The organism is Streptomyces sp. NPDC039480, from assembly GCF_055597165.1.
In genome coordinates this window covers 434,156-460,062 of the sequence record NZ_JBVITX010000006.1, presented here as the reverse complement: position 1 = coordinate 460,062, position 25,907 = coordinate 434,156, and the positions used below count along the sequence as shown (strand labels likewise).

Annotated in this window: 22 protein-coding genes; 3 read left to right on the top strand and 19 right to left on the bottom strand. The window is 70.7% G+C overall.

The annotated features are described in order from the left end of the window. Positions 1–111: 111 nt before the first annotated feature. Entirely contained in the window at positions 112–1,344 is a 1,233-nt protein-coding gene (locus tag ACZ56E_RS21625) for a DUF349 domain-containing protein (RefSeq protein WP_471216329.1), read from the top strand. A 69-nt stretch (positions 1,345–1,413) separates the two neighbouring features. On the opposite strand, the gene ACZ56E_RS21620 is transcribed toward ACZ56E_RS21625, so the two are convergent. The 15 genes from ACZ56E_RS21620 to pgsA form a co-directional block, all read right to left on the bottom strand. Then, positions 1,414–3,954, bottom strand: coding sequence for a RelA/SpoT family protein (locus ACZ56E_RS21620; RefSeq protein ID WP_471216325.1), 2,541 nt, complete (start codon positions 3,952–3,954; stop codon positions 1,414–1,416). A 228-nt stretch (positions 3,955–4,182) separates the two neighbouring features. Further along, complete coding sequence (locus ACZ56E_RS21615) at positions 4,183–4,731, bottom strand: adenine phosphoribosyltransferase (protein WP_468611570.1); 549 nt, start codon at positions 4,729–4,731, stop codon at positions 4,183–4,185. Continuing rightward, positions 4,728–5,852 (bottom strand): protein translocase subunit SecF, encoded by a 1,125-nt coding sequence (secF, locus tag ACZ56E_RS21610; RefSeq protein WP_471216321.1) that lies wholly within the window; start codon positions 5,850–5,852, stop codon positions 4,728–4,730. The genes ACZ56E_RS21615 and secF overlap by 4 nt, the downstream gene beginning before the upstream one ends. Before the next feature lies 1 nt (position 5,853). Continuing rightward, positions 5,854–7,629: a protein translocase subunit SecD gene (secD, locus tag ACZ56E_RS21605; protein WP_471216317.1), complete on the bottom strand. Its 1,776-nt coding sequence runs from the start codon at positions 7,627–7,629 to the stop codon at positions 5,854–5,856. A 164-nt stretch (positions 7,630–7,793) separates the two neighbouring features. Then, positions 7,794–8,258 carry a preprotein translocase subunit YajC gene (gene yajC / locus ACZ56E_RS21600; RefSeq protein WP_468611573.1) on the bottom strand — a complete coding sequence of 155 codons (465 nt, stop codon included), beginning with the start codon at positions 8,256–8,258 and terminating at the stop codon, positions 7,794–7,796. Positions 8,259–8,478: 220 nt separating this feature from the next. Continuing rightward, positions 8,479–9,576 carry a Holliday junction branch migration DNA helicase RuvB gene (ruvB, locus tag ACZ56E_RS21595; protein WP_468316330.1) on the bottom strand — a complete coding sequence of 366 codons (1,098 nt, stop codon included), beginning with the start codon at positions 9,574–9,576 and terminating at the stop codon, positions 8,479–8,481. 57 nt (positions 9,577–9,633) lie between these two features. After that, positions 9,634–10,245, bottom strand: coding sequence for a Holliday junction branch migration protein RuvA (gene ruvA, locus ACZ56E_RS21590; RefSeq protein ID WP_468611575.1), 612 nt, complete (start codon positions 10,243–10,245; stop codon positions 9,634–9,636). Continuing rightward, entirely contained in the window at positions 10,242–10,829 is a 588-nt protein-coding gene (ruvC, locus tag ACZ56E_RS21585; RefSeq protein ID WP_471216312.1) for a crossover junction endodeoxyribonuclease RuvC, read from the bottom strand. The genes ruvA and ruvC overlap by 4 nt, the downstream gene beginning before the upstream one ends. 105 nt (positions 10,830–10,934) lie before the next feature. After that, positions 10,935–11,687 (bottom strand): YebC/PmpR family DNA-binding transcriptional regulator, encoded by a 753-nt coding sequence (locus tag ACZ56E_RS21580; protein ID WP_362999325.1) that lies wholly within the window; start codon positions 11,685–11,687, stop codon positions 10,935–10,937. 88 nt (positions 11,688–11,775) lie between these two features. Further along, entirely contained in the window at positions 11,776–12,381 is a 606-nt protein-coding gene (gene pdxT, locus ACZ56E_RS21575; RefSeq protein WP_468611577.1) for a pyridoxal 5'-phosphate synthase glutaminase subunit PdxT, read from the bottom strand. Next, on the bottom strand, positions 12,381–13,295 hold the full coding sequence (gene pdxS / locus ACZ56E_RS21570) for a pyridoxal 5'-phosphate synthase lyase subunit PdxS (RefSeq protein ID WP_362999327.1): 915 nt from the start codon (positions 13,293–13,295) through the stop codon (positions 12,381–12,383). The genes pdxT and pdxS overlap by 1 nt, the downstream gene beginning before the upstream one ends. 146 nt (positions 13,296–13,441) lie before the next feature. Continuing rightward, positions 13,442–13,987, bottom strand: a complete 546-nt coding sequence (locus ACZ56E_RS21565; protein WP_471216309.1) for a hypothetical protein — start codon at positions 13,985–13,987, stop codon at positions 13,442–13,444. Positions 13,988–14,108: 121 nt separating this feature from the next. After that, complete coding sequence (locus tag ACZ56E_RS21560; protein ID WP_471216307.1) at positions 14,109–15,269, bottom strand: glycosyltransferase family 4 protein; 1,161 nt, start codon at positions 15,267–15,269, stop codon at positions 14,109–14,111. After that, positions 15,266–16,189: a phosphatidylinositol mannoside acyltransferase gene (locus ACZ56E_RS21555; protein WP_471216304.1), complete on the bottom strand. Its 924-nt coding sequence runs from the start codon at positions 16,187–16,189 to the stop codon at positions 15,266–15,268. The genes ACZ56E_RS21560 and ACZ56E_RS21555 overlap by 4 nt, the downstream gene beginning before the upstream one ends. Next, a complete protein-coding gene (gene pgsA, locus ACZ56E_RS21550) occupies positions 16,186–16,857 on the bottom strand; it encodes a phosphatidylinositol phosphate synthase (protein WP_471216302.1) in 672 nt (223 codons plus the stop codon). The genes ACZ56E_RS21555 and pgsA overlap by 4 nt, the downstream gene beginning before the upstream one ends. A gap of 259 nt (positions 16,858–17,116) precedes the next feature. On the opposite strand from pgsA, the gene ACZ56E_RS21545 reads away from it, so the two are divergent. Next, complete coding sequence (locus tag ACZ56E_RS21545) at positions 17,117–19,324, top strand: elongation factor G-like protein EF-G2 (protein WP_471216300.1); 2,208 nt, start codon at positions 17,117–17,119, stop codon at positions 19,322–19,324. Between the two features lie 179 nt (positions 19,325–19,503). Next, a complete protein-coding gene (locus tag ACZ56E_RS21540) occupies positions 19,504–21,171 on the top strand; it encodes a hypothetical protein (protein WP_471216431.1) in 1,668 nt (555 codons plus the stop codon). Between the two features lie 48 nt (positions 21,172–21,219). Here ACZ56E_RS21540 and ACZ56E_RS21535 read toward each other — a convergent pair whose 3' ends face one another. The 4 genes from ACZ56E_RS21535 to ACZ56E_RS21520 form a co-directional block, all read right to left on the bottom strand. Then, positions 21,220–21,783, bottom strand: coding sequence for an HIT family protein (locus tag ACZ56E_RS21535; protein ID WP_398310906.1), 564 nt, complete (start codon positions 21,781–21,783; stop codon positions 21,220–21,222). Between the two features lie 60 nt (positions 21,784–21,843). After that, positions 21,844–23,823 (bottom strand): threonine--tRNA ligase, encoded by a 1,980-nt coding sequence (gene thrS / locus ACZ56E_RS21530; protein WP_468611584.1) that lies wholly within the window; start codon positions 23,821–23,823, stop codon positions 21,844–21,846. 121 nt (positions 23,824–23,944) lie between these two features. Next, on the bottom strand, positions 23,945–25,186 hold the full coding sequence (locus ACZ56E_RS21525) for a hypothetical protein (protein WP_471216429.1): 1,242 nt from the start codon (positions 25,184–25,186) through the stop codon (positions 23,945–23,947). Then, positions 25,183–25,749: a DUF4365 domain-containing protein gene (locus ACZ56E_RS21520; RefSeq protein WP_471216298.1), complete on the bottom strand. Its 567-nt coding sequence runs from the start codon at positions 25,747–25,749 to the stop codon at positions 25,183–25,185. Before ACZ56E_RS21520 ends, ACZ56E_RS21525 begins: the two co-directional genes overlap by 4 nt. Positions 25,750–25,907: the final 158 nt, after the last annotated feature.

Genomic DNA, 25,907 nt, shown 5'->3' with positions numbered 1-25,907 from the left:
GTGCGGGATGCGGACAGCCGCCCCGCCGGTCGCCTATGTTGGCGGTGACGAAACTGTGGACGATGCCGGGGGCCCCGAGGGCCTGCGCAGGCATCATGTGGAGGAGGCGCTGTGAGCAGCGACCCGTGGGGCCGCGTCGACGAGACGGGGACCGTGTACGTGCGTACGGCCGACGGCGGCGAGCGAGTGGTCGGTTCGTGGCAGGCAGGATCTCCCGACGAGGCCCTTGCCTACTTCGAGCGCAAGTACGACGGTCTGGTCGTCGAGATCGGACTTCTCGAGCGCCGGGTGAAGACGACCGATCTGTCGGCCAAGGACGCGATGACCGCCATCGACCACCTGCGTCAGCAGGTCGACGAGGCGCACGCGGTCGGTGATCTGGACGCCCTGAGCAAGCGGCTCGACAAGCTGGTGGAGACCGTCGAGGCGCGCCGCGAGGAGCGCAAGGCGCAGAAGGCCAAGCAGTCCGACGAGGCGCGGCACGCCAAGGAGGCCCTGGTCGTCGAGGCCGAGGAGCTGGCCCAGAGCGAGCAGTGGCGGGCGGCCGGTGAGCGGCTGCGGGCCCTGGTGGACACCTGGAAGGGTCTGCCGCGTCTGGACCGCAAGTCGGACGACGAACTGTGGCACCGCTTCTCGCACGCGCGCTCGGCGTTCTCCAAGCGCCGCAAGGCGCACTTCGCCTCGCTGGACGCGCAGCGCGAGGAGGCCCGCAAGGCCAAGGAGAAGCTGGTCGCCGAGGCCGAGGCGCTGTCGAGCTCGACGGACTGGGGCCCGACGGCCGCGCGGTACCGCGAGCTGATGGCCGACTGGAAGGCGGCGGGCCGCGCCCAGCGCGAGCACGAGGACGATCTGTGGAACCGCTTCCGCGGCGCCCAGGACGTCTTCTTCGCGGCGCGCAGCTCGGTCTTCGCGGAGCGCGACGCCGAGCAGGGCGAGAACCTGAAGCTCAAGGAGGAGCTGGCCGCCGAGGCCGAGAAGCTCGTCCCGGTGACGGACCTGAAGTCGGCGCGTGCCGCGTTCCGGGCCATCAACGAGCGCTGGGAGGCCATCGGCCACGTCCCGCGTGACGCCCGCCCGAAGGTCGAGGGCCGCATGCACGCGGTGGAGCGGGCGCTGCAGGAGTCCGAGGAGGCCGAGTGGCGCCGGACGAACCCGGAGGCACGTGCGCGTGCCGAGGGTCTCACCGGGCAGCTGCAGGCTGCCGTGGACAAGCTGGTCGAGCAGATCGACAAGGCGCGCGCCGCGGGCAACAACGCCAAGGCCGACAAGCTCCAGAAGGAGCTGGACGGCCGTCAGGCGCTTCTCGACCAGGCGCTGAAGGGTCTGCACGAGTTCGGCGGCTGAGTTCTCCGGTTGCTACGTAGAGGGGCTCCCGCACATCGCGTGCGGGAGCCCCTCTACGTAGTACCGCGTTTACGGCCTGCGCGCCGACGTCACCCGGTAGACGTCGTACACGCCCTCCACTCCCCTGACGGCCTTGAGCACGTGACCGAGGTGCTTGGGGTCGCCCATCTCGAAGGTGAAGCGGCTGGTGGCGACGCGGTCGCGGGAGGTCTGCACGGCCGCCGACAGGATGTTCACGTGCTGGTCCGAGAGGATGCGCGTGACGTCCGACAGGAGGCGCGAGCGGTCCAGGGCCTCGACCTGGATGGCGACCAGGAAGACCGACGACTGGGTGGGGGCCCACTCGACTTCCAGGATCCGCTCGGGCTCGCGCGAGAGCGAGTCCACGTTCACGCAGTCGCTACGGTGCACCGACACTCCGCTGCCACGCGTGACGAAGCCGATGATGGGGTCGCCGGGGACGGGCGTGCAGCAGCGGGCCAGCTTGACCCACACGTCCTCGACGCCCTTGACCACGACACCCGGGTCGGCGTTGGAGCGGCGCTTGCTGCGGCCGCGCGAGGGCGGCGCGCTCTCGGCGATGTCTTCGTTGGCGGCTTCCTCGCCGCCGAGGGCCTGGACGAGCTTCTGCACGACGGACTGCGCGGTGACGTGGCCCTCGCCGATCGCGGCGTACAGCGATGAGATGTCCGGATAGCGCATCTCGTGGGCGAGGGTGACCAGGGAGTCGCCCGTGAGGATCCGCTGGATCGGCAGGTTCTGCTTGCGCATGGCGCGCGCGATGGCGTCCTTGCCCTGCTCGATGGCCTCGTCGCGGCGCTCTTTGGAGAACCACGCGCGGATCTTGTTGCGCGCCCGGGGCGACTTGACGAAGCCGAGCCAGTCGCGGGAGGGGCCCGCGCCCGCGGCCTTGGAGGTGAAGACCTCCACGAGGTCGCCGTTGTCCAGGGTCGATTCGAGCGGTACGAGGCGGCCGTTGACCCGTGCGCCTATGGTGCGGTGGCCCACCTCGGTGTGCACGGCGTACGAGAAGTCGACGGGGGTGGCGCCGGCCGGGAGCGCTATGACGTCGCCCTTCGGCGTGAACACGAAGACTTCGTTGCGCGACAGGTCGAAGCGCAGGGACTCCAGGAACTCGCTGGGGTCCTCGGTCTCCTTCTGCCAGTCGAGGAGCTGGCGCAGCCACGCCATGTCGTTGAGGTGGTCGTCCTTGCCGCCGGCCTTCCTCGGCACGTCGGTGCGCACCTTGGAGGCACCGGCGACGGCCTCCTGCTTGTACTTCCAGTGCGCGGCGATGCCGTACTCGGCGCGGCGGTGCATGTCGAACGTGCGGATCTGGAGCTCGACGGGCTTGCCGTTGGGACCGATGACCGTCGTGTGCAGCGACTGGTACATGTTGAACTTCGGCATCGCGATGTAGTCCTTGAACCGGCCGGGGACCGGGTTCCATCGCGCGTGGACGGTGCCGAGCGCGGCGTAGCAGTCGCGCACGGTGTCGACGAGTACCCGAATGCCCACCAGGTCGTAGATCTCCGCGAAGTCACGGCCGCGGACGATCATCTTCTGGTAGACGCTGTAGTAGTGCTTCGGGCGGCCGGTGACGGTGGCCTTGATACGGGCGGACCTGAGGTCGGCCTGGACCTCGTCGGTCACTATGGCGAGGTACTCGTCGCGCTTGGGGGCCCGCTCGGCGACGAGGCGCACGATCTCGTCGTACATCTTGGGGTAGAGGATCGCGAAGGCGAGGTCTTCCAGCTCCCACTTGATGGTGTTCATGCCCAGGCGGTGCGCCAGCGGAGCGTAGATCTCCAGGGTCTCGCGGGCCTTCTTCTCCTGCTTCTCGCGCTTGAGGTACCGCATCGTGCGCATGTTGTGCAGGCGGTCGGCGAGCTTGATGACCAGGACGCGCGGGTCCTTGGCCATCGCGACGACCATCTTGCGGACGGTCTCGGCCTGCGCGGCCTCGCCGAACTTGACCTTGTCCAGCTTGGTGACGCCGTCGACGAGCAGCGCGACCTGGTCGCCGAAGTCGCGCTTGAGGGTGTCCAGGCCGTACTCGGTGTCCTCGACGGTGTCGTGGAGCAGGCCCGCCATCAGGGTGGCGGGGTCCATGCCCAGCTCGGCGAGGATGGTCGTCACGGCGAGCGGGTGCGTGATGTACGGGTCGCCGCTCTTGCGCTTCTGGCCGCGGTGCCAGCGCTCGGCGACCTGGTAGGCCCGCTCGATCTGGCGGAGCGTGGACGTCTCGATCTTGGGGTCGTTGCTCCGCACTATGCGCAGCAGGGGCTCCAGGACCGGGTTGTACGGGTTCGAGCGCTGGACGCCGAGCCGGGCGAGCCGGGCCCGGACGCGGTTGGAGGAGCCCGTGCGCGCGGGCTGGCCGGTGGCGGGCCGGATCGCGGGGGCCGTCGGGTGGTGGTCGGCGGGCGGCTTCGGCCGGGGCTGCTCGGCCGGCTTGTCTCCCCGGGCGACCTCTCCCTGGGCGCGCTGCGCGGCCGTGCCGCCCTGCCCGCCTTCTGCCTTCTTCGCGGGCGCGCCTGACCCCGCCGAGGCCTGCTGGGCCTGCTGTGCGGCCTTGGCGGCGGTGAGTGGCTGGGACTCGTCTGGCAAGAGCGCTCCCTGTGCGCGATCCGGGGTCCCCCGGTCAGGCCCCGAAGTGTCCATGGTATCGATCCTGGACCGTCGGCTCGCCCTGGGCCGGTGAGACAGCTCTGTACTGGAGAAACGCGTGAGGCGATGGTCCGATTCCCGGAGCTGTCCGGCGGGAACCGGCCGGGACGACGACGGGCGCCCCGGTGGATACCGGAACGCCCGTCGTGCCGTCCTGCGGACCGTCTGTCAGACGGTGATCAGCGCCTCCAGCGGTGCCCCGCCCAGAGCCTGCGCCAGCCTCTGGCGGCCGTCGAGGAAGCCGAGCTCCATGAGGACCGCGACACCGGCCACCTCGGCGCCCGAGCGCCGGATCAGGTCCAGCGAGGCCGCCGCGGTGCCGCCGGTGGCGAGGACGTCGTCGATGACCATGACGCGGTCGCCCGCGTCCAGGTCCTCGGCGTGCACCTCGATCTCGGCGCTGCCGTACTCCAGGTCGTAGCTCTGCTTCAGCGTCGCTCCGGGGAGCTTGCCCGCCTTGCGTACGGGGATGAAGCCGAGCCCGGCGCGGAGTGCGACCGGGGCGCCGAGGATGAAGCCGCGGGCCTCCAGGCCGACGATCTTCGTGGCGCCGTGCCGCACGCTGAGGTCGGCGAGCGTCTCCGTGAGCGCGGAGAACGCCACCGGGTCGGCGAGCAGCGGCGTGATGTCCTTGAACATCACGCCCGGCACCGGGTAGTCCGGGACGTCACGGATGCGGCTGAGCAGCAGCTCCGTGACGCCTGCGAGCTCGGTCATCGGCGCTTCCCGGAAGGACGGCCCTTGCCGCGGCCGCGCGACGCGGGCTGCGTGCGGGGACCGACGACGGCCGGAGTGGCGTCCCCGACCACGGCGTCCTGCGGCTCCTCGTCACCGGCGAACTCCTGCGTCTCCGCGGACTCCCCCTTGGCCGCGGCCGCCGCGCGCTTGGCGAGCACCCGCTTCTTGAGGGCCTTCATCTGCGGCTCGCGCTCCTTGAAGTCGGCGACGAGCGGCGTGGCGATGAAGATCGAGGAGTACGCGCCGGCCGCGAGGCCGACGAACAGCGACAGCGAGATGTCGTTGAGCATGCCGGCGCCCAGGACACCGCCACCGATGAAGAGCAGGCCCGCCACCGGGAGCAGCGCGACGACCGTGGTGTTGATGGAGCGGACCAGGGTGCCGTTGATGCTGCGGTTGGCGAGTTCGCTGTAGGTGTACCTCGTCTGCTTGGTGATGTCCTTCGACTGCTCCTTCAAGCTGTCGAAGACCACCACCGTGTCGTAGAGCGAGTAACCGAGAATGGTCAGCAGACCGATCACCGTGCCCGGGGTGACCTCGAAGCCGACCAGCGCGTACACACCCACGGTGATGGTGATGTCGTGGATCAGCGCGATCAGTGCCGCGAGCGCCATGCGCCACTCGAAGGCGATGGCGAGGTAGATCACCACGAGCACCATGAAGATCGCCAGGCCCTGCCAGGCCTTGTTGGCGATCTGCTCACCCCAACTGGGGCCCACCAGGTCGGCGTTGATGTCGCCGGCCTTGACGTCCAGGTCCTCGGCGAGCGTCTTCTTGATCTGGTCGGACTTCTTGATGTCCACGCCGGCGATCTGGATGCGCATCTCGCCGTCGCCCAGCTTCTGGACGATCGCGTCGTGGCCGGACGCCTGCTCCGCGGACTCCTCGGCCTGGGAGACCGAGACGCTCGTCTTCGGGGTGTTGAAGACGGCGCCGCCCTCGAACTCGATGCCCATGTTCAGGCCGCGCACCGCCAGGCCGACGATGGCCGTGATGGTGATCAGTATCGAGATGCCGTACCAGATCTTGCGCTTGCCGACGAAGTCGTAGCCGACCTCACCGCGGTAGAGCCTGGCGCCGAGATTGCCGAGCTTCGACATCTCACGCCTCCTTCGGGTCGACAGGGCCGGCGGGGGGAGCGGTGACGCGGCGGGACCGGCGCAGCGGGGGCTTGGCGCCGAGCCGCTCCGGGTCGAGGCCGGACCACTTGTGGCCGCCCGCGAAGAACTTCTTGCGGGCCATGAGCGTCATCAGCGGCTTCGTGAAGAAGAAGACGACGACGACGTCGAGCAGCGTGGTCAGGCCGAGCGTGAACGCGAAGCCCTGCACCTTGCCGACCGTGACCACGAAGAGCACGGCGGCGGCGAGGAACGACACGAAGTCGGAGACCAGGATGGTGCGCCGGGCGCGCGGCCAGCCCCGCTCGACGGCGGGACGCAGTGTGCGGCCCTCGCGGATCTCGTCCCGTACGCGCTCGAAGAACACGATGAACGAGTCCGCCGTGATGCCGATCGCGACGATCGCACCGCAGACCGCGGGCAGGTTCAGCGCGAACTTAATGGTCGGGCCGAGCAGCGTCATGATCGTGTACGTCAGCGCCGCGGAGACCAGGAGGCTCGCGATGGCGATGAGCGAGAGGCCGCGGTAGTAGGCCACCAGGTAGACGATGACCAGCGCGAGGCCGATGGCGCCCGCGATGAGGCCCGCCTCCAGCTGCTCGCCACCGAGGGCCGGGCTGACCGTGGTGACGCTCTGCTCGTGGAAGCTGAGCGGCAGGGCGCCGTACGAAAGGACGTTCGCCAGGTCCTTCGCGGACTGCTGGGTGAAGCTGCCGGAGATCTCGGCGTTGGAGCTCAGGGTCGTGTTGACGCTGGGGGCCGAGACGACGTCACCGTCGAGGACGATCGCGAACTGGTTCTGCGGGGGCTGCTGCTGCGAGAGCTTGCTGGTGACCGCGGAGAACTTCTTCGAGCCGCCCTTGGTGAAGTCCATGTTGACGACCCAGGCACCGGACGTCTGGTTGATGACCGCCTGGGCCTTCTTGACGTCCTTGCCGTTCACCTCGGCCGGGGCGAGGATGAACTTGTCCCAGGACTTGCCGTCGGGGCTCTTGCCGCACGCGATGGTCGGCTCGGAGGGCTTGATGCCCTGGCCGGCCGCGGCGCGGGCCTTCTTGTCGGTGCAGTCCAGCTTGGTGAACTGCTCCTGGAGCTTGGCGGTGGCCGGGTCGGGAGTCGGCGCCTTGTCGTTCTTCTTGCCGTCGTCACCGTCCTTGGCCTTGTCCGACGGCGTCGGGTCCGCCTTCAGGGCCTCGCTGACGGCGCGGCCCTGGGTCGACGGGGAGGCGGTGGGGGTGCCCGCCTTGTCGGTGGCCTTGTCCGTCGCCTTGTCGGTCGCCTTGTCCTTGTCCTTGTCCTTCTCCTTGTCCGTACCGGACGAGGAGCTGGGGGACGGCTCGGGCGTGGGCGCGCCGCTGGTCTGCGTGATCACCGGACGGAAGTAGAGCTGAGCGGTCGTGCCGACCTGCTCACGCGCCTGCTTCTCGTTCGAACCCTTGGGGATGTTGACAATGATGTTCTTGTCGCCCTGGGTCTGAACCTCGGCCTCGGAGACACCCAGGCCGTTGACGCGGTTGTTGATGATGTCGACCGCGGTGTTCATGTTGGTCGGGTTGATCGCGTTCTTCTGACCGGGCTCGTTCTTCGCCTCGAGCGTGATGCTCGTGCCGCCGGCGAGGTCGATGCCCAGGCGAGGCGTGGTGTGCCCCGAAAGGAACATTCCCCCGGTCAGCGCCACGAGGGCGATCAGGATGAAGACCAGTGAGCGTCCCGGCTTGCCCGGAGCGCTCTGCCTTCGGCCCTTCTTGGGTGCTGCCACCTTCTCGTTCTCCCTGTCCAACCGCCCGGCGTCCGGTCTGCCCCCTTGCGGTGCGGGGAGGTCCGGGCGGGCGGCCATGAAGTGGTGTCGAGATTCGGCGCGAAATGCACGTGATCCGGGGCCCGTGGCGCGCGAGCGGCGCGCCCCACGGGCCCCGGCCGTGACTACTTCGCGTCGGACTCGCCGTCGGTCTTCTTCGGCTCCGCGTCGTCGGTCCCGGCGGCCGTGTCCTTCTTGCCGAGGTCGATGGGCGAGTCGTCGGAAGCGGCGGCGGGCTCGTCGGTCTCGGTGAGGGAGGAGGCGTCGTCCGGAACGACGGGGGTGTCGTCCTCGTTCAGGTCGTCCTCGGTGCCGTGCACGATGCGGTTGTACTCGTCGTCGGCGAGAACGGCGCCGATCGAGTTCTTCGCGTAAACCGCGTGGACACCGGGAGCCACCTCAAGGAGGACGGCTTCGTCGTGAACCTCCTTGACGGTGGCGTACATGCCACCGATCGTGCGGATGCCGGTGCCGGGCTGCATCTCGTTACGCATCTGCGCGGCGGCCTGCTGCTTCTTCTTTGCAGACCGGGTCATCAGGAACATGGCCCCGATGAGCACGATGAACGGGAGGAGGGTCACGATATTCACGGGACGGAGTTTCCTTCGCACGACCGCGCAGGTAAGCGGCCATTGGGATGGGGGTGGGTACACCGCCCACAAAGGCGGCATCGGCGGAGTCTAAGCGAGTCCGCACCTAACGAACAACGCTCAGCATGGCACCGCAGTTCCTGAGGGGTCGACTATCCGCGCCGTTGTTCTTCGGCCGCGGTGCTCTCCCGCCGGCATCCGCGGTGCCGTCTCGCCGATATCACGTCCCGAACAGGTCCTGTTGTCCCTTTCCGCCCGTCTGGCGCGGGGGCACCAGGCCGAGGTGCGCCCAGGCCGCGGGCGTCGCGACGCGGCCGCGCGGGGTGCGGGCGAGCAGTCCCTCCCGTACCAGGAAGGGCTCCGCCACCTCCTCGACCGTCTCGCGCTCCTCCCCCACCGCGACCGCGAGCGTCGACAGGCCGACGGGACCGCCGCCGAACAGCTTCAGCAGTGCTTCCAGGACGGCCCGGTCGAGGCGGTCGAGGCCCCGCCCGTCCACCTCGTAGACCGCGAGGGCCGCGCCTGCGATGTCGCGGTCGATCCGGCCGTCGGCCTTGACCTGGGCGTAGTCCCGGACGCGGCGCAGCAGGCGGTTGGCGATACGGGGCGTGCCGCGCGAGCGGCCCGCGATCTCGGCGGCGCCCGCCGGGTCGATCTCCACGTCGAGCAGCTGGGCGGAGCGGTGGACTACGCGCTCCAGCTCGGCGGGTTCGTAGAACTCCATGTGCGCGGTGAAGCCGAAGCGGTCGCGCAGCGGCGGGGGCAGCAGGCCCGCGCGCGTGGTGGCGCCGACGAGGGTGAAGGGCGGCAGTTCGAGGGGGATGGCGGTGGCGCCGGGGCCCTTGCCGACGATGACGTCGACGCGGAAGTCCTCCATGGCCATGTAGAGCATTTCCTCGGCGGGCCGTGACATCCGGTGGATCTCGTCGAGGAAGAGGACCTCGCCCTCCTGGAGGGAGGAGAGGATCGCGGCGAGGTCGCCCGCGTGCTGGATGGCGGGGCCGCTGGTGATACGGATCGGGGCGCCCATCTCGGCGGCGATGATCATCGAGAGGGTGGTCTTGCCGAGGCCGGGGGCGCCGGAGAGCAGCACGTGGTCGGCGGTGGCGCCACGCGCGCGTGCCGCCCGCAGGACCAGGTCGAGCTGCTCGCGGACCTTCTCCTGGCCGATGAACTCGCCCAGGTCCTTGGGGCGCAGGGCGGCCTCGACCGCCTGGTCCTCGCCGTCGGCGCCGGAGTCCACCAGCCGCTCCGCGGCGGGCCCGACGAGCCGCTCGGCCGCGCCGGCAGCTTCGTCGGTCGTGTCGTCCCAGTTCATGCGGTGTGCCTCGCGATGCGGTTCAAGGGGGTGGCCTGCGGGTGCGTACGGATGGGGCTAGCGGGTGCGGTTCAGGGTCTGGAGCGCGGCCTTGAGGAGCTGTCCGACCTGGGGCGTGCCCTCGGTGGCCTCGGCCTGCGGGGTGACGGCGGCGACGGCCTCGTCGGCCTCGCGTGTGGCGTACCCGAGGCCGATGAGGGCCGCGTGCAGCTGGTCGCGCCAGCCCGCGGTGACGGCCTTGCCGATCGCCGGGCCGCCGGTGCCGAGGGGCTCGCCGAGGCGGTCCTTGTACTCCAGGAGGAGCTTCTGGGCGCCCTTCTTGCCGATGCCGGGGACGGCGGTGAGCGCCTTCTCGTCGCCGGTGGAGACGGCGCGGCGCAGGGCGTCGGGGGTGTGGACGGCGAGCATGGCCTGGGCGAGGCGGGGGCCGACGCCGCTCGCGGTCTGGAGCAGCTCGAAGGTCTGGCGCTCGTCGTCGTCCGCGAAGCCGTACAGGGTGAGGGAGTCCTCCCGCACGACCAGGGAGGTGGCGAGTTTGGCCTGCTGGCCCACCCGGAGCGTGGAGAGGGTGTTGGGCGTGCACTGGACGGCCATGCCGATGCCGCCGACCTCGACCACCGCGGTATCGGGGGCGAGGGCGGCGACGGGGCCGCTGACGAAGGCGATCATGCGGTACGGCCTTTCTGGGTTGTTGTCTGCGCTGTGGGGGCCCTGGCGGCGTGCTGGGCCGCGGCCTGCTGGAGCCGGTTCTGGGCGACGGCCTGTTGCAGGCGGTTCTGCGCGGGCGCGCGCCAGATGTGGCAGATGGCGAGGGCCAGGGCGTCCGCCGCGTCGGCGGGCTTGGGCGGTGCGTCGAGCCGCAGGAGGCGGGTGACCATCGCCCCGACCTGGGCCTTGTCGGCGCGGCCGCTGCCGGTGACGGCGGCCTTGACCTCGCTGGGCGTGTGCAGGGCGACGGGGATGCCGCGGCGGGACGCGCAGAGCATGGCGACGGCGCTGGCCTGGGCGGTGCCCATGACCGTGCGCACATTGTGCTGGCTGAACACCCGCTCCACGGCGAGGACTTCGGGGCTGTGCTCGTCGAGCCACTGCTCGATGCCCTGCTCGATGGCGACGAGGCGGTGGCCCAACTCCGCGTCGGCCGGGGTGCGCACGACCCCGACGCCGCGCATCGTCAACGGCCGTCCGGCGACGCCCTCGACGACACCGACACCGCACCGGGTCAGTCCCGGGTCGACCCCCAACACGCGCACGTAAGCCCCTCCCATTGCCTGTCCGTGCAGGTTATCGGGTCCCTCTGACAACGCGACGGGCCGACGGGGGTGTGTCCCGTCGGCCCGTTCAACGCGGCGGAGCGCTTACGCGTCGACCTTCGCCATGACCTCGTCGGAGACGTCGAAGTTGGCGAAGACGTTCTGCACGTCGTCGCTGTCCTCCAGGGCGTCGATCAGCTTGAAGATCTTCCGGGCGCCGTCCTCGTCCAGCTCGACCTGCATGGTCGGGACGAAGTTGGCGTCGGCCGAGTCGTAGTCGATGCCGGCCTCCTGGAGCGCGGTGCGGACCGCGACCAGGTCGGTGGCCTCGCTGAGCACCTCGAAGGTCTCGCCCAGGTCGTTGACCTCTTCGGCGCCCGCGTCGAGGACGGCGCCGAGGACGTCGTCCTCGCTCAGCTCGCCCTTGGGGACGATGACGACGCCCTTGCGGTTGAAGAGGTACGACACGGAGCCCGGGTCGGCCATCGAGCCGCCGTTGCGCGTCATGGCCACGCGCACGTCGGAGGCGGCGCGGTTGCGGTTGTCGGTGAGGCACTCGATGAGCACCGCGACACCGTTCGGGCCGTAGCCCTCGTACATGATCGTCTCGTAGTCGGCGCCACCGGCTTCGAGGCCGGCGCCGCGCTTGACCGCGGAGTCGATGTTCTTGTTCGGGACCGAGCTCTTCTTGGCCTTCTGGATGGCGTCGAAGAGGGTCGGGTTACCGGACACGTCGGCGCCGCCGGTGCGGGCCGCGACCTCGATGTTCTTGATCATCTTCGCGAAGAGCTTGCCGCGCTTGGCGTCGATCACGGCCTTCTTGTGCTTCGTCGTAGCCCATTTAGAGTGGCCGGACATCTGCCTGTCTCCTTCGCGTTACCCAACAACCAGTACGAACTCTCCCAGACCTTCAGGCCTTGAGGCCACGGTGGGATCCCCGGAGATCCTACAAGGATCCCGCGCGGGGGTTACCCCGCGCCATCTCCACGAACAGCGCGTGAATCCGGTGGTCGCCCGTGAGCTCGGGGTGGAACGACGTGGCGAGCGCGTTGCCCTGGCGCACGGCGACGATGTGGCCCCCGTGCTCGGCGAGCACCTCGACCTCGGCGCCGACCGACTCCACCCAGGGTGCGCGGATGAAGACACCCTCGACGGGGGCGCCCTCGACGCCCTTGACGGCGACGGCCGCCTCGAACGACTCGTTCTGCCGTCCGAACGCGTTGCGTCGCACGATCATGTCGATGCCGCCCACCGTCTCCTGGCCCGAGCGCGGGTCGAGGATCTTGTCGGCGAGCATGATCATGCCCGCGCAGCTGCCGTAGACCGGCAGACCGTCCCGCACGCGCGCGCGAAGGGGCTCCATCAGGCCGAAGAGGGTGGCCAGCTTGGAGATGGTGGTGGACTCACCGCCGGGGATGACCAGGCCGTCGACCTCGGCGAGCTCTTCGGGGCGCCGGACCGGCCTGGCCACGGCGTCCGCCGAGGCCAGGGCGATCAGGTGCTCCCGTACGTCCCCCTGTAGGGCGAGGACGCCCACTACGGGAGTGGTCATCACCAGCCTCGGTTCGCGTAGCGCTCGGTCTCCGGCAGGGTGTCGCAGTTGATGCCGACCATGGCCTCGCCGAGGTTGCGGGAGGCGTCCGCGATGATCTTCGGGTCGTCGAAGAAGGTGGTGGCCTTCACGATGGCGGCAGCGCGCTTGGCCGGGTCGCCGGACTTGAAGATGCCGGAGCCGACGAAGACGCCCTCGGCGCCGAGCTGGCGCATCAGGGCGGCGTCGGCCGGGGTGGCGACGCCACCGGCGGAGAAGAGGACCACCGGGAGCTTGCCGAGCTCGGCGGTCTCCTTGACCAGCTCGTAGGGGGCGCGGAGGTCCTTGGCGGCGGCGTACAGCTCGTTGTTGTCGAAGCCGCGCAGCTTGGCGATCTCGTTCTTGATCTGGCGCAGGTGGCGGACGGCCTCCACGACGTTGCCGGTGCCGGCCTCGCCCTTGGAGCGGATCATGGCCGCGCCCTCGGCGATGCGGCGCAGGGCCTCGCCCAGGTTGGTGGCGCCGCACACGAACGGGGTGGTGAAGGCGAACTTGTCGCTGTGGTTGACCTCGTCGGCCGGGGTGAGGACCTCGGACTCGTCGATGTAGTCGACGCCGAGGGACTGCAGGACCTGCGCCTCGACGAAGTGGCCGATGCGGGACTTGGCCATGACCGGGATCGAGACGGCCTCGATGATCTCTTCGATCATGTTCGGGTCGGACATCCGCGCCACGCCGCCGTCCTTGCGGATGTCGGCGGGCACCCGCTCCAGCGCCATGACGGCGACGGCGCCGGCGTCCTCGGCTATCTTCGCCTGCTCGGCGTTGACGACGTCCATGATCACGCCGCCCTTGAGCTGCTCGGCCATGCCACGCTTCACGCGGGCGGTGCCGGTCTCGGGCGTCGGGTTGGTGCTGTCAGGGGTGCTGGACACGGAGTTGACCTCACTCGCTGAAGAGGATTTCTACAGCTCCGAGGAAACGCCCGGCGACCAGGCCACAGCAAGGGCCAATGATTGACCGGTGGCTCATTTTTCCCGGATGCCCCTGGTCAGAGCCGCACCGACCGGCTTTCGTGCCTCTACGTAGTCGCACGGTCCGCCAGCGCCGTCGGCGGTTCGTCGTCCATCTCGAAGGCCATCGGGAAGGGCGCGTGCCCCGCGAGCCGGAACCAGCGGACCGTGCGGTGCCTGCGCAGGGCGCGGGCGGCGCGCACGGAGTCGTTGTGGAAGCGCCGGGCCATCGGCACCCGGCGCACGGACGCTGCCAGCTCGGTGGCCGCCTCGTCCCCGCCCGGGGCCTCGCGCACCGCCTCGACCTGCTGCACCTCGCCGAAGATCGCCCGCAGCGCCTGGCTGAGCTCGCTCTCGGCGACCTCGCGCTGCTCCTCCTCCGCCTGCCGGGCCGCGTGGGCCGCTTCGTAGAGCACGATCGAGGCGGCGGGGTCCAGCACTCCGGAGGTGGCCAGCTCCTGGGCGACCGAGGCGCGGCGCAGCAGTTGGGCGTCGAGGGCGGCGCGCGCCGCGTCGATGCGCGCGTGCAGCCGGTCGAGCCGCCCTGCGGTCCAGCTCAGGTAGAGGCCGACCGCGAAGAGCGCTACCGCGATCCAGATCAAAGTGGAGGTCACGGACGTTCAGGCTAGTCGCCCCACGGCCGCCGGTCCGCCACCGGGCACCCGCGGGGCGCCTGAGCGCGGCGGAACGCGGGGTACGGGCCGGCCCGAACCGTCAGGTGCGCGGCCCGAACCGTCAGGTGCGGGAGAGCCCGAAGCGCGCCCGCAGCCCCACCCGCTCGTCCTCCGCGACCGACGCCGCGCCGTCCGTGACCGTCTCGTACACCGCGAGGATGTCGGAGCCGACCGTCGACCAGTCGAAGCGCCGCACGTGCGCGCTGCCGCGTTCGCGCAGGCCCTCGCGGCGCTCGGGGTCGGCGAGGAGGCGTACGGCCGACTTGGCGAGGGACTCCGCGTCCTCGTTGCCGAACAGGTCGCCCGCCGCGCCCTGGCCCAGGACCTGCGCGAAGGCGTCCAGGTCGCTGGCGAGCACGGGCGCGCCCGCGGACATCGCCTCGACCAGGATGATCCCGAAGCTCTCGCCGCCGGTGTTGGGGGCGACGTACAGGTCGACGCTGCGCAGCAGCCGCGCCTTGTCCTCGTCGCTGACCATGCCGAGGAACTCCACCCGGGGGCGCAGCTCGGCCGGCAGCGAGGCCACCGCCTCCTCCTCGTCGCCGCGGCCCGCGACCAGCAGCCGGGCGTTCGGCCGCTCGGCGAAGATCTGCGGGAGCGCCTTCATCAGCACCGGGAGGCCCTTGCGGGGCTCGTCGATGCGGCCGATGAAGCCGATCGTCTCGCCCTGCCACTCGGGTCTGGGCTCGGCCTCGGCGAAGAAGTCGACGTCGACGCCGTTCGGGATGACGACGGCGTCGCCGCCGAGGTGTTCGACGAGCGTGCGGCGCGCGTACTCGCTCACGGCGATGCGGGCGCTGATCTTCTCCAGGGCGGGCTGCAGAATCGGATACGCGGCGATCATGGCGCGGGAGCGCGGGTTGGACGTGTGGAACGTCGCGACGATCGGGCCCTGCGCGGCCCAGCAGGCGAGCAGCCCCAGCGAGGGCGAGGCGGGCTCGTGGATGTGGATGACGTCGAAGGTGCCGTCGTGCAGCCAGCGGCGCACCCGCGCGGCCGACAGGAAGCCGAAGTTGAGCCGCGCGACGGAGCCGTTGTACGGCACGGGAACGGCGCGGCCCGCCGACACGACGTACGACGGGAGGGGTGTCTCGTCGTCCGCCGGGGCCAGTACGGAGACCTCGTGCCCGAGGCGGATGAGGTGCTCCGCCAGATCGCGGATGTGGAACTGGACGCCGCCGGGCACGTCCCACGAGTAGGGGCAGACGATGCCGATCTTCACGCGGACTCCCCCGCCCGGCGGGTGCGGTCGGGGCGGGGCTCCAGGTCGGCGAGCCACAGTCGCTGCAGCATGTGCCAGTCCTCCGGGTGGTCGGCGATACCGGTGGCGAAGGCGTCGGCCAGCGCCTGTGTCATGGCAGACGTCTTCTCGAGCCGGTTACCTGTCTCGGGGACGTCGACGGGCGGGTGGACGCGACCCTTCATGACGGGCGACTCGTCATACCAGAGGGTGACGGGCAGCAACAGCGCGCCGGTCTGCTGGGCAAGCAGTGCGGGCCCGGCGGGCATCCGGGCGGTGTCTCCGAAGAACTTGACCTCGACTCCGGAGGCCGACAGATCGCGGTCGGCGACGAGACAGACGAGGCCGCCCGCGCGCAGCCGCCGCGCCAGCGTGCCGAAGGCGGCGCCGCCGGTGTGCGGCAGGACCTCCATGCCGAGGCTCTCGCGGTAGGCGACGAAGCGGTCGTACAGCGTCTCGGGCTTCAGGCGCTCGGCGACCGTCGTGAAGGGGGTCTCCAGCTTGGTGGTGACCCAGGCGCCCGCGAGGTCCCAGTTGCCCAGGTGCGGCAGCGCGAGGACGACGCCCTTGCCGGCGGCGAGCCCGTCGGTGAGGTGGTGGACGTCCTTGACGTCCAAGCCGTCGGCGATGCGCTCCTTGCTCCAGGACGGCAGCCGGAAGGACTCCATCCAGTAGCGCAGGTAGGAGCGCATGCCCGCCTTGGAGAGCTCGGCGAGGCGCTGCGGGCTCGCGTCGGGCACCACGCGCGCGAGGTTGGACTCCAGCCGCAGCACGCCCTTGCCCCGCCGCTTCCAGACCGTGTCGGCGATGGTCAGGCCGAGCCGTTGGGCGGCCGGCTCGGGGAGCTTCTTGACGGTGCTCCAGCCGAGCCCGTAGAGCGCGTCGGTGAGTCGGTCCTTCACTGCGCGGCCTCACTCTCCTGCGCGGAGGCGGCCGCGGCGGCGTCCGCCTCCGCGGACTCCCTGCGCACGGTCACGACGCGCTGGACGAGGGTGACCATGCTGCCGGCCGCGACGATCCACAGGGCGATGGGCAGCAGGATCTGGATGCCGGGGACGCCGAACTTGTGGAGGCCCGCGAGGCCCGCGGCGACCAGCGAGATCACCAGGCGCTCGGCGCGCTCCACCAGGCCGTTGACGGCGACGGGCAGGCCGATGGCCTCGCCGCGTGCCTTCGTGTACGAGACCACCTGGCCGCTCGCCAGACAGAAGATGGAGACGGCGCAGAGGATGTTGTCGTCGCCCGACCCGGCGTACCAGAGGGCGAGGCCTCCGAAGATCGCGCTGTCCGCCACCCGGTCGAGCGTCGAGTCCAGGAACGCGCCCCAGCGGCTGGAGCGGCCCAGCTGGCGGGCCATGTTGCCGTCGACGAGGTCCGAGAAGACGAACAGGGTGATGACGATCGTTCCCCAGAAGAACTCTCCCCGGGGGAAGAAGACCAGCGCTCCCGCCACCACACCGGCGGTGCCGATGAAGGTGACCGCGTCGGGGCTGACCCCGCGGCGGATGAGAAACGCGGCGAACGGTGTGAGGACACGCGTGAAGAATGCACGCGCGTACTTGTTCAGCATGGCCTTCCCGAGGGTTCGGTGCGCCGCGCGGCCCCGTTGGCCACCGGCTGGCCCATCGTAGTCACGCCCTTGACGGACCGGCTCGCCCCCTCACGATCGCGTACGACGTATGGACGCAGAGTGACCCGGGTGGAAAGCTCGAAAGCATGACGGGCGCCGCCGGGGCCGCCCCGCACCCGGCCCCCGCGCGTCCGCGAGCAGCCAGCATCCCCGAGGGGGCTGAGCCTCCTCACCGTGCACGTAACCGGGAGGCCAAGGCATGGGCGACAAGGCGAACGCACACCCCGGAGCCGCCGGCAGGGCAGCGTCGGCCGACCACCCCGCGTCCGTACGGAATGTGGTGCTGGTCGGCCACAGCGGTTCGGGCAAGACGACTCTGGTGGAGGCTCTCGCGCTGACCGCGGGGGCGGTGAACCGGGCGGGCCGTGTGGAGGACGGCGGCACCGTCTCCGACTACGACGAGATCGAGCACCGGCAGCAGCGCTCGGTGCAGCTGTCCCTGGTCCCCGTCGAATGGGGCGGCTTCAAGATCAACCTATTGGACACTCCTGGATACGCCGACTTCGTCGGGGAGTTGAGGGCCGGTCTGCGAGCGGCGGACGCGGCCCTTTTCGTCGTCTCGGCGGCGGAGGGCACCGAGGGCATCACCGGCGCGACCCGCATGGTGTGGGAGGAGTGCGCGGCGGTCGGCATGCCGCGGGCCATCGTGGTCACCCACCTGGAGTCGGCCCGCGCGGACTTCACCGAGATGACCCGGACCTGCGCCGAGGCGTTCGGCGCCGACGACCCCGACGCCGTACTGCCGCTGTATCTGCCCCTCTACGGAGAGCAGGGGCCGGACGGCCACGCCCCGGTCACGGGCCTCATCGGGCTGCTCTCGCAGCGGATCTTCGACTACGCCTCCGGGGAGCGCAAGGAGTCCGAGCCCGGCGAGGAGCAGCTGCCGCTGATCGAGCAGGCACGCAACACGCTGATCGAGGGGATCATCTCCGAGAGCGAGGACGAGTCCCTCATGGACCGCTATCTCAGCGGTGAGGACATCGACTTCAAGACACTCGTGGAAGACCTGGAGCGGGCCGTCGCGCGGGGCATCTTCCACCCGGTGCTCGCCGCCGCGCCCGCCGCGGAGGGCGCCCGCCAGGGCATCGGCACGGTCGAGCTCCTGGAGCTCGTCACGGGCGGCTTCCCGACCCCGCTCGAACACCCGGCACCGGCCGTGACCACCCCGGACGGCAAGGCGCGGCCCGCGCTCACCTGCGATCCGGAAGGACCACTCGCGGCCGAGGTCGTGAAGACCGCGTCCGACCCGTACGTGGGCCGGATCTCGCTCGTCCGCGTCTTCTCCGGGACCCTGCGCCCCGACGAGACCGTGCACGTCTCGGGGCACGGCCTGGCCGACCGCGGCCACGAGGACCACGATGTCGACGAGCGCGTCGGCGCGCTCTCCTCCCCCTTCGGCAAGCAGCAGCGCACGCTCACCCGGTGCGTCGCGGGCGACATGGCGTGCGTGGCCAAGCTGAACCGGGCCGAGACCGGCGACACGCTGTCCGCGAAGGACGCCCCGCTCCTGATGGAGCCCTGGGACATGCCCGACCCTCTCCTGCCGCTCGCCATCCAGGCGCACAGCAAGGCCGACGAGGACAAGCTCTCGCAGGGCCTCTCGCGGCTCGTCGCCGAGGACCCGACGATGCGGCTCGAACAGAACCAGGACACCCATCAGGTGGTCCTGTGGTGCCTGGGCGAGGCGCACGCCGACGTGGCCCTGGAGCGGCTGCGCAGCCGCTACGGCGTCCAGGTCGACGTGGTGCCGCACAAGGTCTCCCTTCGGGAGACCTTCGCGGGCAAGTCAGGTGGCCGCGGCCGTCATGTGAAGCAGTCGGGCGGGCACGGCCAGTACGCGATCTGCGAGATCGAGGTGGAGCCGCTGCCCGGCGGCAGCGGCATCGAGTTCGTCGACAAGGTCGTGGGCGGCGCGATCCCGCGACAGTTCATCCCGTCCGTCGAGAAGGGCGTGCGCGCGCAGGCGGCGAAGGGGGTCGCCGCCGGGTACGCGCTGATCGACGTCCGCGTCACGCTTCTCGACGGCAAGGCGCACTCGGTGGACTCCTCCGACGCCGCGTTCCAGACGGCGGGCGCGCTCGCGCTGCGCGAGGCCGCGGCCGAGGCCCGGATCCATCTGCTCGAACCGGTCGCGGAGGTGCGGGTCCTGGTCGGCGACGACTATGTGGGCGCGGTGATGAGCGATCTTTCGGGCCGCCGCGGCCGGGTGGTCGGCACCGAGCAGGCGGCCGGTGGGCGGACCCTGGTGCGGGCCGAGGTCCCCGAGATCGAGATCGGCCGGTACGCGGTGGACCTGCGGTCCCTCTCGCAGGGCACCGCGCGCTTCAGCCGTACGTACGCACGGCACGAGCCGATGCCTCCGCAGCTCTCCGAGAGGATCCGCGAACAGGCGCGGGGCGGTTCGTAGTTGGAGCGCCCGGCGCGGGCCGCCCGCCGCCCTCTTCGGGCGGGCGGCATTCCGCCGTCCCCTGACGGATGTCGGTGCTCACCGATACGCTGATGACCTGATCAACGGTGATCCGGACGGCAACAGGTGTGCCGGACAGGGAAGTCGGGAAGAGCCGCAGCAGCGAAGGCGTCGCGGCGATGGGGGCGGCAGTGGCGGACGATGTATTCGACTTCAGGCCCGGGGCCCAGGTTCCTCTCTCGGGCGCCGCGGGACAGACGGCGGCGACGCATGCCCTGGCCTCGGCGGCGTACCGCGACGGCGATGTCGAGGGCCTTCTCGCGGCCAACAGCGAGTGGCACAAGTCCGAGGTGAAGCCCGGCTTCTTCTCCCTCTGGAAGCCGAACCTCGGCGAGGCGTTCGCGCGGGCCGTGCAGGTGCGGATGCTGGGCGGGGGCCGGAATCCGCTCATCCAGTCCTTCGGGACGGAGCCGCAGGCGGTCGTCGAGCACTGCCTCGCGGCGAACCGTATCCGCAAGGAGCGCGACAGCTGGCTGACCGCCGTGATGGTCCTGTGCGGGGTGCTTTTCCTGCCCGGTCTGCTCGTCTGGCTCCTCGTCTTCACCATCCGCAGGCAGGTCGCCAAGAGCGAGGACAAGCGCGCGGGCGCGCTCGCGACGGCCGTCACGGTGGCCGTGGCGGTGCTCGCCGTCCTCGCCCTCCTGAAGCTGCCGTTCGACGGCTTCTGGGCCTGGTATCTGCGCGCGGCGATCGTGCTCCCCGTGGTGGGCTGGTTCTGGGCCAAGCAGATCGCCGAGCGCACCGCCCACGATCTGCGCGACCGCTGGTCGAGCCTGCTCGCGGGCGGCGGCATCGGCGCGAAGATCCCCGAGGCGGTGCCCGGCAGCCCCGGCGAGACGGCCGCCGAGCGGCTCCGCCAGGGCCTGGCGAGGCTCTCCGCGGAGCAGCAGAGCAACTCCGTGTTCTATGCCGGCCCCAAGGGCATATTGGGCATGGGCACGCGCTGGGGCAGCTGGCAGCTGGCCGAGGAGCTGGTGCCCGCCGACCCGAGCAAGGAGATCCACCCCTTCCGCAGCTGGGACGTCATACGTGCGGTGCACGACCAGCTGCGCATGCTGGAGCGCGGTCCCCTGCACACCGGCGGCTTCCCCACCCCGGACATAAAGCACTGGATCGTCTCCCCCATCGGGGAGAACGCGAAAGCGGTGTCCCGCCCCACCGGCACGGACGTCGAGGCCTTCCAGATCCGCGGCCACGAGATACAGCGGATCTGTAACGAACAGCAGTTCGGCAGCGGCAACCGCCACTACCTGGGCGTGCAGTTCACGCTCTGGGACGGCCAGTTGGTCATCACCATGCTGATCACGGTGACCGTGCTGCACGAGACGCTCCGCATCGAGGTCACGGGCCACGCCCTCGGCCCGGTGCACTCGCTGTTCACCACGAAGCCCTCGCCGAAGACGAAGACGGTCTCCAAGGCGATCAAGTTCTGGGAGACCACCACGCGCAACCTGCCGCTGATCGACGCCGACGAGGTCGTGCGCCTCGCGGTCCGCGCCCCCTTCACCTGGTACCCGCCGCTCCTGGACTACCTCGGCGGCAAGCTGGTCCTGCCCGAGCCCTTCGGCCTGCGGCACGCCTGGGCGGACAAGCCGTGGCGGCACCGCTTCATGGCCGACGACGCGCTGCGCGCCGCCACGCCCGTGCTGCGCGTGGTGCACTCGGCGGCCATCAGGGTGCTTGAGGAGAACGGCGTGAACACGGAGAAGTTCGGCGCCCGCTCCGGCTTCCTCAGCGGGGCCATCCAGGACCCGATGCCGAGGAAGGCGGACGTGTACGACGCGTAGGGGGCGTACAGCTCCGACGGAGCGTACGCACGGGGCGGGGCCCGCGGACTAGAGCGCCGCGGGCCAGGCGTCCGCGAGCATCTTGCGGGTGTCGGCGAGCAGCTGCGGCAGCACCTTGGTGTGCCCCACCACCGGCATGAAGTTGGTGTCGCCGCCCCAGCGCGGGACGACGTGCTGGTGCAGGTGCGCGGCGATGCCGGCGCCCGCCACCGCGCCCTGGTTCATGCCGATGTTGAAGCCGTGCGCGCCGGACGCGGTGCGCAGCGCCTTCATCGCCTGCTTGGTGAGCTCGCCGAGCTCGGCCGTCTCCGGGCCCGTCAGGTCCGTGTAGTCGGCGACGTGGCGGTAGGGCACGACCATCAGATGGCCGCCGTTGTACGGGTAGAGGTTGAGGACCGCGTACACCTGCTCGCCGCGCGCGATGACGAGGCCGTCCTCGTCGGACTTGGCCGGGATGGAGCAGAAGGGACAGCCGTCGTCGGCCCCCGGGCCCGTGGGCTTGTTCTCGCCCTGGATGTACGCCATCCGGTGGGGCGTCCACAGGCGCTGGAACGCGTCCTGTGACCCGACTCCGATCTGCTGCTCCGGCTCACTCGTCATGAGGTGAAGCATATGACTTGGCCCCGGGGAGAGGTCCCCGGGGCCCGAGCTCACCGCAGTGTCACCGTGCCGTCAGACCTGGACGCGGTCCTCGACCGCCTTCGCGATCTTCGCGATGGCCTCGTCGACGGGGATGCCGTTCTCCTGCGAGCCGTCGCGGTAGCGGAAGGACACGGAGCCGTTGCTCATGTCCTCGTCGCCCGCGATGACCATGAAGGGCACCTTGGCCTTCTGCTGGTTGCGGATCTTCTTCTGCATGCGGTCGGACGACGCGTCGACCTCGACCCGCAGCCCCTGGGCGCGCGCCTTCTCGGCGAACTCCTGGAGGTACGTGACGTGCGCGTCGCCGATCGGGATGCCGACCGCCTGGACGGGGGCCAGCCAGGCCGGGAACGCGCCGGCGTAGTGCTCGAGGAGCACTCCGAAGAACCGCTCGATCGAACCGAACAGGGCACGGTGGATCATGACGGGCTGCTGGCGCGAGCCGTCCGCGGCCGTGTACTCCAGGTTGAACCGCTTGGGCTGGTTGAAGTCGACCTGGATGGTCGACATCTGCCAGGACCGGCCGATGGCGTCCTTGGCCTGCACCGAGATCTTCGGGCCGTAGTACGCGGCGCCGCCCGGGTCCGGCACCAGCGGCAGGTTCTGCTTCTCGGCGGCGAGCCGCAGCGCCTCGGTGGCCTCCGCCCAGTCCTCGTCGGTGCCGATGAACTTGTCGGAGTCGTCGCGGGTGGACAGCTCCAGCTCGAACTCGGTCAGGCCGTAGTCGCGCAGCAGGTCGAGCACGAAGGTCAGGAGCGTGTCGAGCTCCTGCGGCATCTGCTCCTTGGTGCAGTAGATGTGCGAGTCGTCCTGGGTGAAGCCGCGCGAGCGGGTCAGGCCGTGCACGACGCCCGACTTCTCGTAGCGGTACACGGTGCCGAACTCGAAGAGCCGCAGCGGCAGTTCGCGGTAGGAGCGGCCGCGCGACTTGAAGATGAGATTGTGCATCGGGCAGTTCATCGCCTTGAGGCGGTAGTTCTGCTCGTCGAACTCGATGGGCGGGAACATGCCCTCCGCGTAGTGCGGCAGGTGGCCCGAGATCTCGAAGAGCTTCTCCTTCGAGATGTGCGGGGTGTTCACGAACTCGTAGCCGGAGACCTCGTGGCGGCGCCGCGAGTAGTCCTCCATGACCTTGCGGATCACGCCGCCCTTGGGGTGGAAGACCGCGAGGCCCGGGCCGAGCTCCTCCGGGAAGGAGAAGAGGTCCAGCTCGGAGCCGAGCTTGCGGTGGTCGCGCTTCTCGGCCTCGGCGAGGAACTCCAGGTACGCCTTCAGCTCGTCCTTCGACGGCCACGCGGTGCCGTAGATGCGCTGGAGCTGCGGGTTCTTCTCGCTGCCCCGCCAGTAGGCGGCGGCGGAGCGCATCAGCTTGAAGGCGGGGATGACGCGGGTGGTGGGCAGGTGGGGGCCTCGGCAGAGGTCCTTCCAGCACAGCTCGCCGGTCTTCGCGTCGAGGTTGTCGTAGATGGTCAGCTCGCCGGCGCCCACCTCGGCGTCGGCGCCGTCGGCGGCCTGCGCGGCGTTGCCCTTGAGGCCGATGAGCTCCAGCTTGTACGGCTCGTCGGCGAGCTCGACGCGGGCGTCGTCGTCGGTGGTGACGCGCCGCGAGAACTTCTGCCCGCGCTTCTGGATCTCCTGCATCTTCTTCTCGATGCGCTTGAGGTCCTCGGGGGTGAAGGGCTCCTTGACGTCGAAGTCGTAGTAGAAGCCGTCCCGGATGGGCGGGCCGATGCCCAGCTTGGCGTCGGGGAAGAGCTCCTGCACGGCCTGCGCCATGACGTGCGCGGTCGAGTGGCGCAGGATGTTCAGGCCGTCCTCGGAGGAGATCTCGACGGGCTCGATCTCGTCGCCGTCGGCCACGGCGTACGCCAGGTCCTTCAGCTCGCCGGCCACGCGCGCGGCGACGACGGTGCGCTCGCCGGGGAAGAGCTCGGCGGCCGTAGTGCCCGTCGTCACCACGCGCTCTTCCCGCTCGGAATCGCGTTGGATGATCACACGGACGTCTGACACCGGTCTCTCCTAGCTGAAGGGGGCTGCGACGCTTTCCACCGCGTACGCAAGAAGGATCGTACCGAGCCACGGGCCCCCGCCGCGAAACGGATCTCTCCGCACCCCTTCTCCCGGCACCCCTTCAGTCCGTGCCGCACGCCTCCTCGAAGAAGTCGAGGTTCTCCTGGAGCGACTTCATGAGCCGGTCCCGCTCCGCGTCGTCCACCTGCACGGGCACCACCCCGGTCGCCCCGGTGAGCCTGCGGAAGCCGCCCCGGCTCTCGAGCCGCCCATGCACCCGGATCGGCAGCCCGACCAGGTGCGCGTGGCCCGCGATGCGGTACGCCTCCTCGTCCAGGGTCATCCGGACGTGCGGGACCTCGGCCCCCGCGATCACCCGGATCCGGACCGTGCCGTCCCCGCTCGGCGCCGCACGCCGCATCCGCACCACGGTCCCGGTGATCCGCACCGGCACCGACGGCTCGGCGCGCAGATACCGCGCGCCCGCCGCGCGCAGCGCCGCCAGGTCGCCGGGCGAGAACTCGACGGGCCCGGCACCTGCCGTGCAGCCCTCGGGCACCCCCGCCCCCGGCGCCCACTCCACCGCGACGCGCGCCCCTTCCGTGCCGCGCACGAGCGCGACGATCGCCTCGGTCAGCTCGTGGCTGACGCCCGCCTCGACCGCCCCGTCGAAGGCGTCCATGCCGCCGGTGGCGCGCTGGTAGTCGACGGCCTCCCGTGCCGCGTACAGGGCCTGGTGCAGCCGGACCGCGAGGGGCCGGCCTGTCGCGACGGGGACGAAGGCGGTGAGTCTGCGTCCGCCCGTCGCGGGGCCCACCAGGACGTTCTCCAGGGACGCGGCGGCGGGCCCGCGGTGGCGCGCGCCGTGGTACCCGGCGCGGGCGCGGGCGGCGAGCGCCCCGGCGAGCAGCATCCGTCGTGCGGCGGAGCGCAGTTGTTCCTCCGCCGGCCAGGTCGCGGTGCCTGCGGGCCCCACCGGCTCGTCGCGCCACCAGTGGATCTCGTCGCTGGGCACGGCGAGCCCGACGAGGACGTCGCGGGCGGCGGGCGAGTCGCTGCGGGAGAGCGCGACGAGCGCCTCGCCGATCAGATCCTCGCAGTCGGGGAAGGCGCGGCTCTCGGGCACGAGGAGGCTGGTGCCGGCGCCGCCGGGGCCCGGTGGAGTCCACCGGGCGTAGCGGCCGGGGGCTCCGCCGCGCCGCTGCCAGCCGTGCCGGGCGAGGAGCGCGCCGAGGACGGCGGGGTCGACCGAGGCGGGTTCGGGCGGCTGCGCGGGCGGCTGTGCCCACCGGGCCGACACCGGGGCGGGGTGCGGGCGGCCGGGAGGCAGGGGCTCGTCGTGGTCGTGGGGGCGGTGCATCAGGGTCGTCCTCCCGTCCCGACGCGCGTCATGATCTCGCAGAGGGCCCGGTCGTCGAAGATCCGCGAGGTCGATACGCGCACGGTGGTCCTGCGCCGGCCGGTCACGGGGTGCCCGGCGAGGTTGGTCCAGTAGCAGCAGTGCCGCAGGTCGAGCCGGTCGTGACCGGCGCGCAGCCAGTCGTCCTGCGAGCGGGGCACGAGCATCACGACGAGGATCTTGTGGACCGAGACGGGGGTGCGGGCGAGCTTCTCCAGGTGTGCGTTGTCGAGCGTGAAGGAGAAGGCGGCGCCGGCCTGCTGCGGCGGCAGCTGGTACGTGCACTTCAGCTGGACCTTGATGGTCACCTCGTCGTCGACCGTGTGTCCTGGCGCGCTGTGGCTGACGTGCCAGTCGATGCCGTTGTCCGGGAACGGCTGGGAGAGCGAGCATCCGGCGGCCGCCGCGACGGCGTGCAGATAGCCCACCTGAAGCGTCTCCATACAGGCGGTGGTGGCGAGTGTGCCGCGCGGCGGTGCGATCCGCTCGGGCAGCAGCCCACCCTGTTCGGGCTGCGCGAGCGCCATGGTCAACAAGCCTTCCGAACCCGGTGGTTGTCCGCTCGGGCGGTCAATTCCAAAGCCCCGTACCTCTGTTGTCTCCGGGCCGCGTACAGCGCAAACGGCCCGGGTATCACCGTCGTGGGCAGGGGACCTGACGTCATCTGCCGGGAGAGAACGAGGAG

What these genes read in the sequence shown, in the direction of transcription:
- secF (WP_471216321.1), bottom strand. Translation starts at nt 5,852, where the DNA reads ATGTCGAAGCTCGGCAATCTCGGCGCCAGGCTCTACCGCGGTGAGGTC.
- ACZ56E_RS21520 (WP_471216298.1), bottom strand. Translation starts at nt 25,749, where the DNA reads ATGGCGCTCGCGCAGCCCGAACAGGGTGGGCTGCTGCCCGAGCGGATC.
- ruvB (WP_468316330.1), bottom strand. Translation starts at nt 9,576, where the DNA reads ATGAACTGGGACGACACGACCGACGAAGCTGCCGGCGCGGCCGAGCGG.
- ruvA (WP_468611575.1), bottom strand. Translation starts at nt 10,245, where the DNA reads ATGATCGCCTTCGTCAGCGGCCCCGTCGCCGCCCTCGCCCCCGATACC.
- ACZ56E_RS21535 (WP_398310906.1), bottom strand. Translation starts at nt 21,783, where the DNA reads ATGCTTCACCTCATGACGAGTGAGCCGGAGCAGCAGATCGGAGTCGGG.
- ACZ56E_RS21615 (WP_468611570.1), bottom strand. Translation starts at nt 4,731, where the DNA reads ATGACCGAGCTCGCAGGCGTCACGGAGCTGCTGCTCAGCCGCATCCGT.
- ACZ56E_RS21545 (WP_471216300.1), top strand. Translation starts at nt 17,117, where the DNA reads ATGGGCGACAAGGCGAACGCACACCCCGGAGCCGCCGGCAGGGCAGCG.
- ACZ56E_RS21540 (WP_471216431.1), top strand. Translation starts at nt 19,504, where the DNA reads ATGGGGGCGGCAGTGGCGGACGATGTATTCGACTTCAGGCCCGGGGCC.
- pgsA (WP_471216302.1), bottom strand. Translation starts at nt 16,857, where the DNA reads ATGCTGAACAAGTACGCGCGTGCATTCTTCACGCGTGTCCTCACACCG.
- ACZ56E_RS21580 (WP_362999325.1), bottom strand. Translation starts at nt 11,687, where the DNA reads ATGTCCGGCCACTCTAAATGGGCTACGACGAAGCACAAGAAGGCCGTG.
- pdxT (WP_468611577.1), bottom strand. Translation starts at nt 12,381, where the DNA reads ATGACCACTCCCGTAGTGGGCGTCCTCGCCCTACAGGGGGACGTACGG.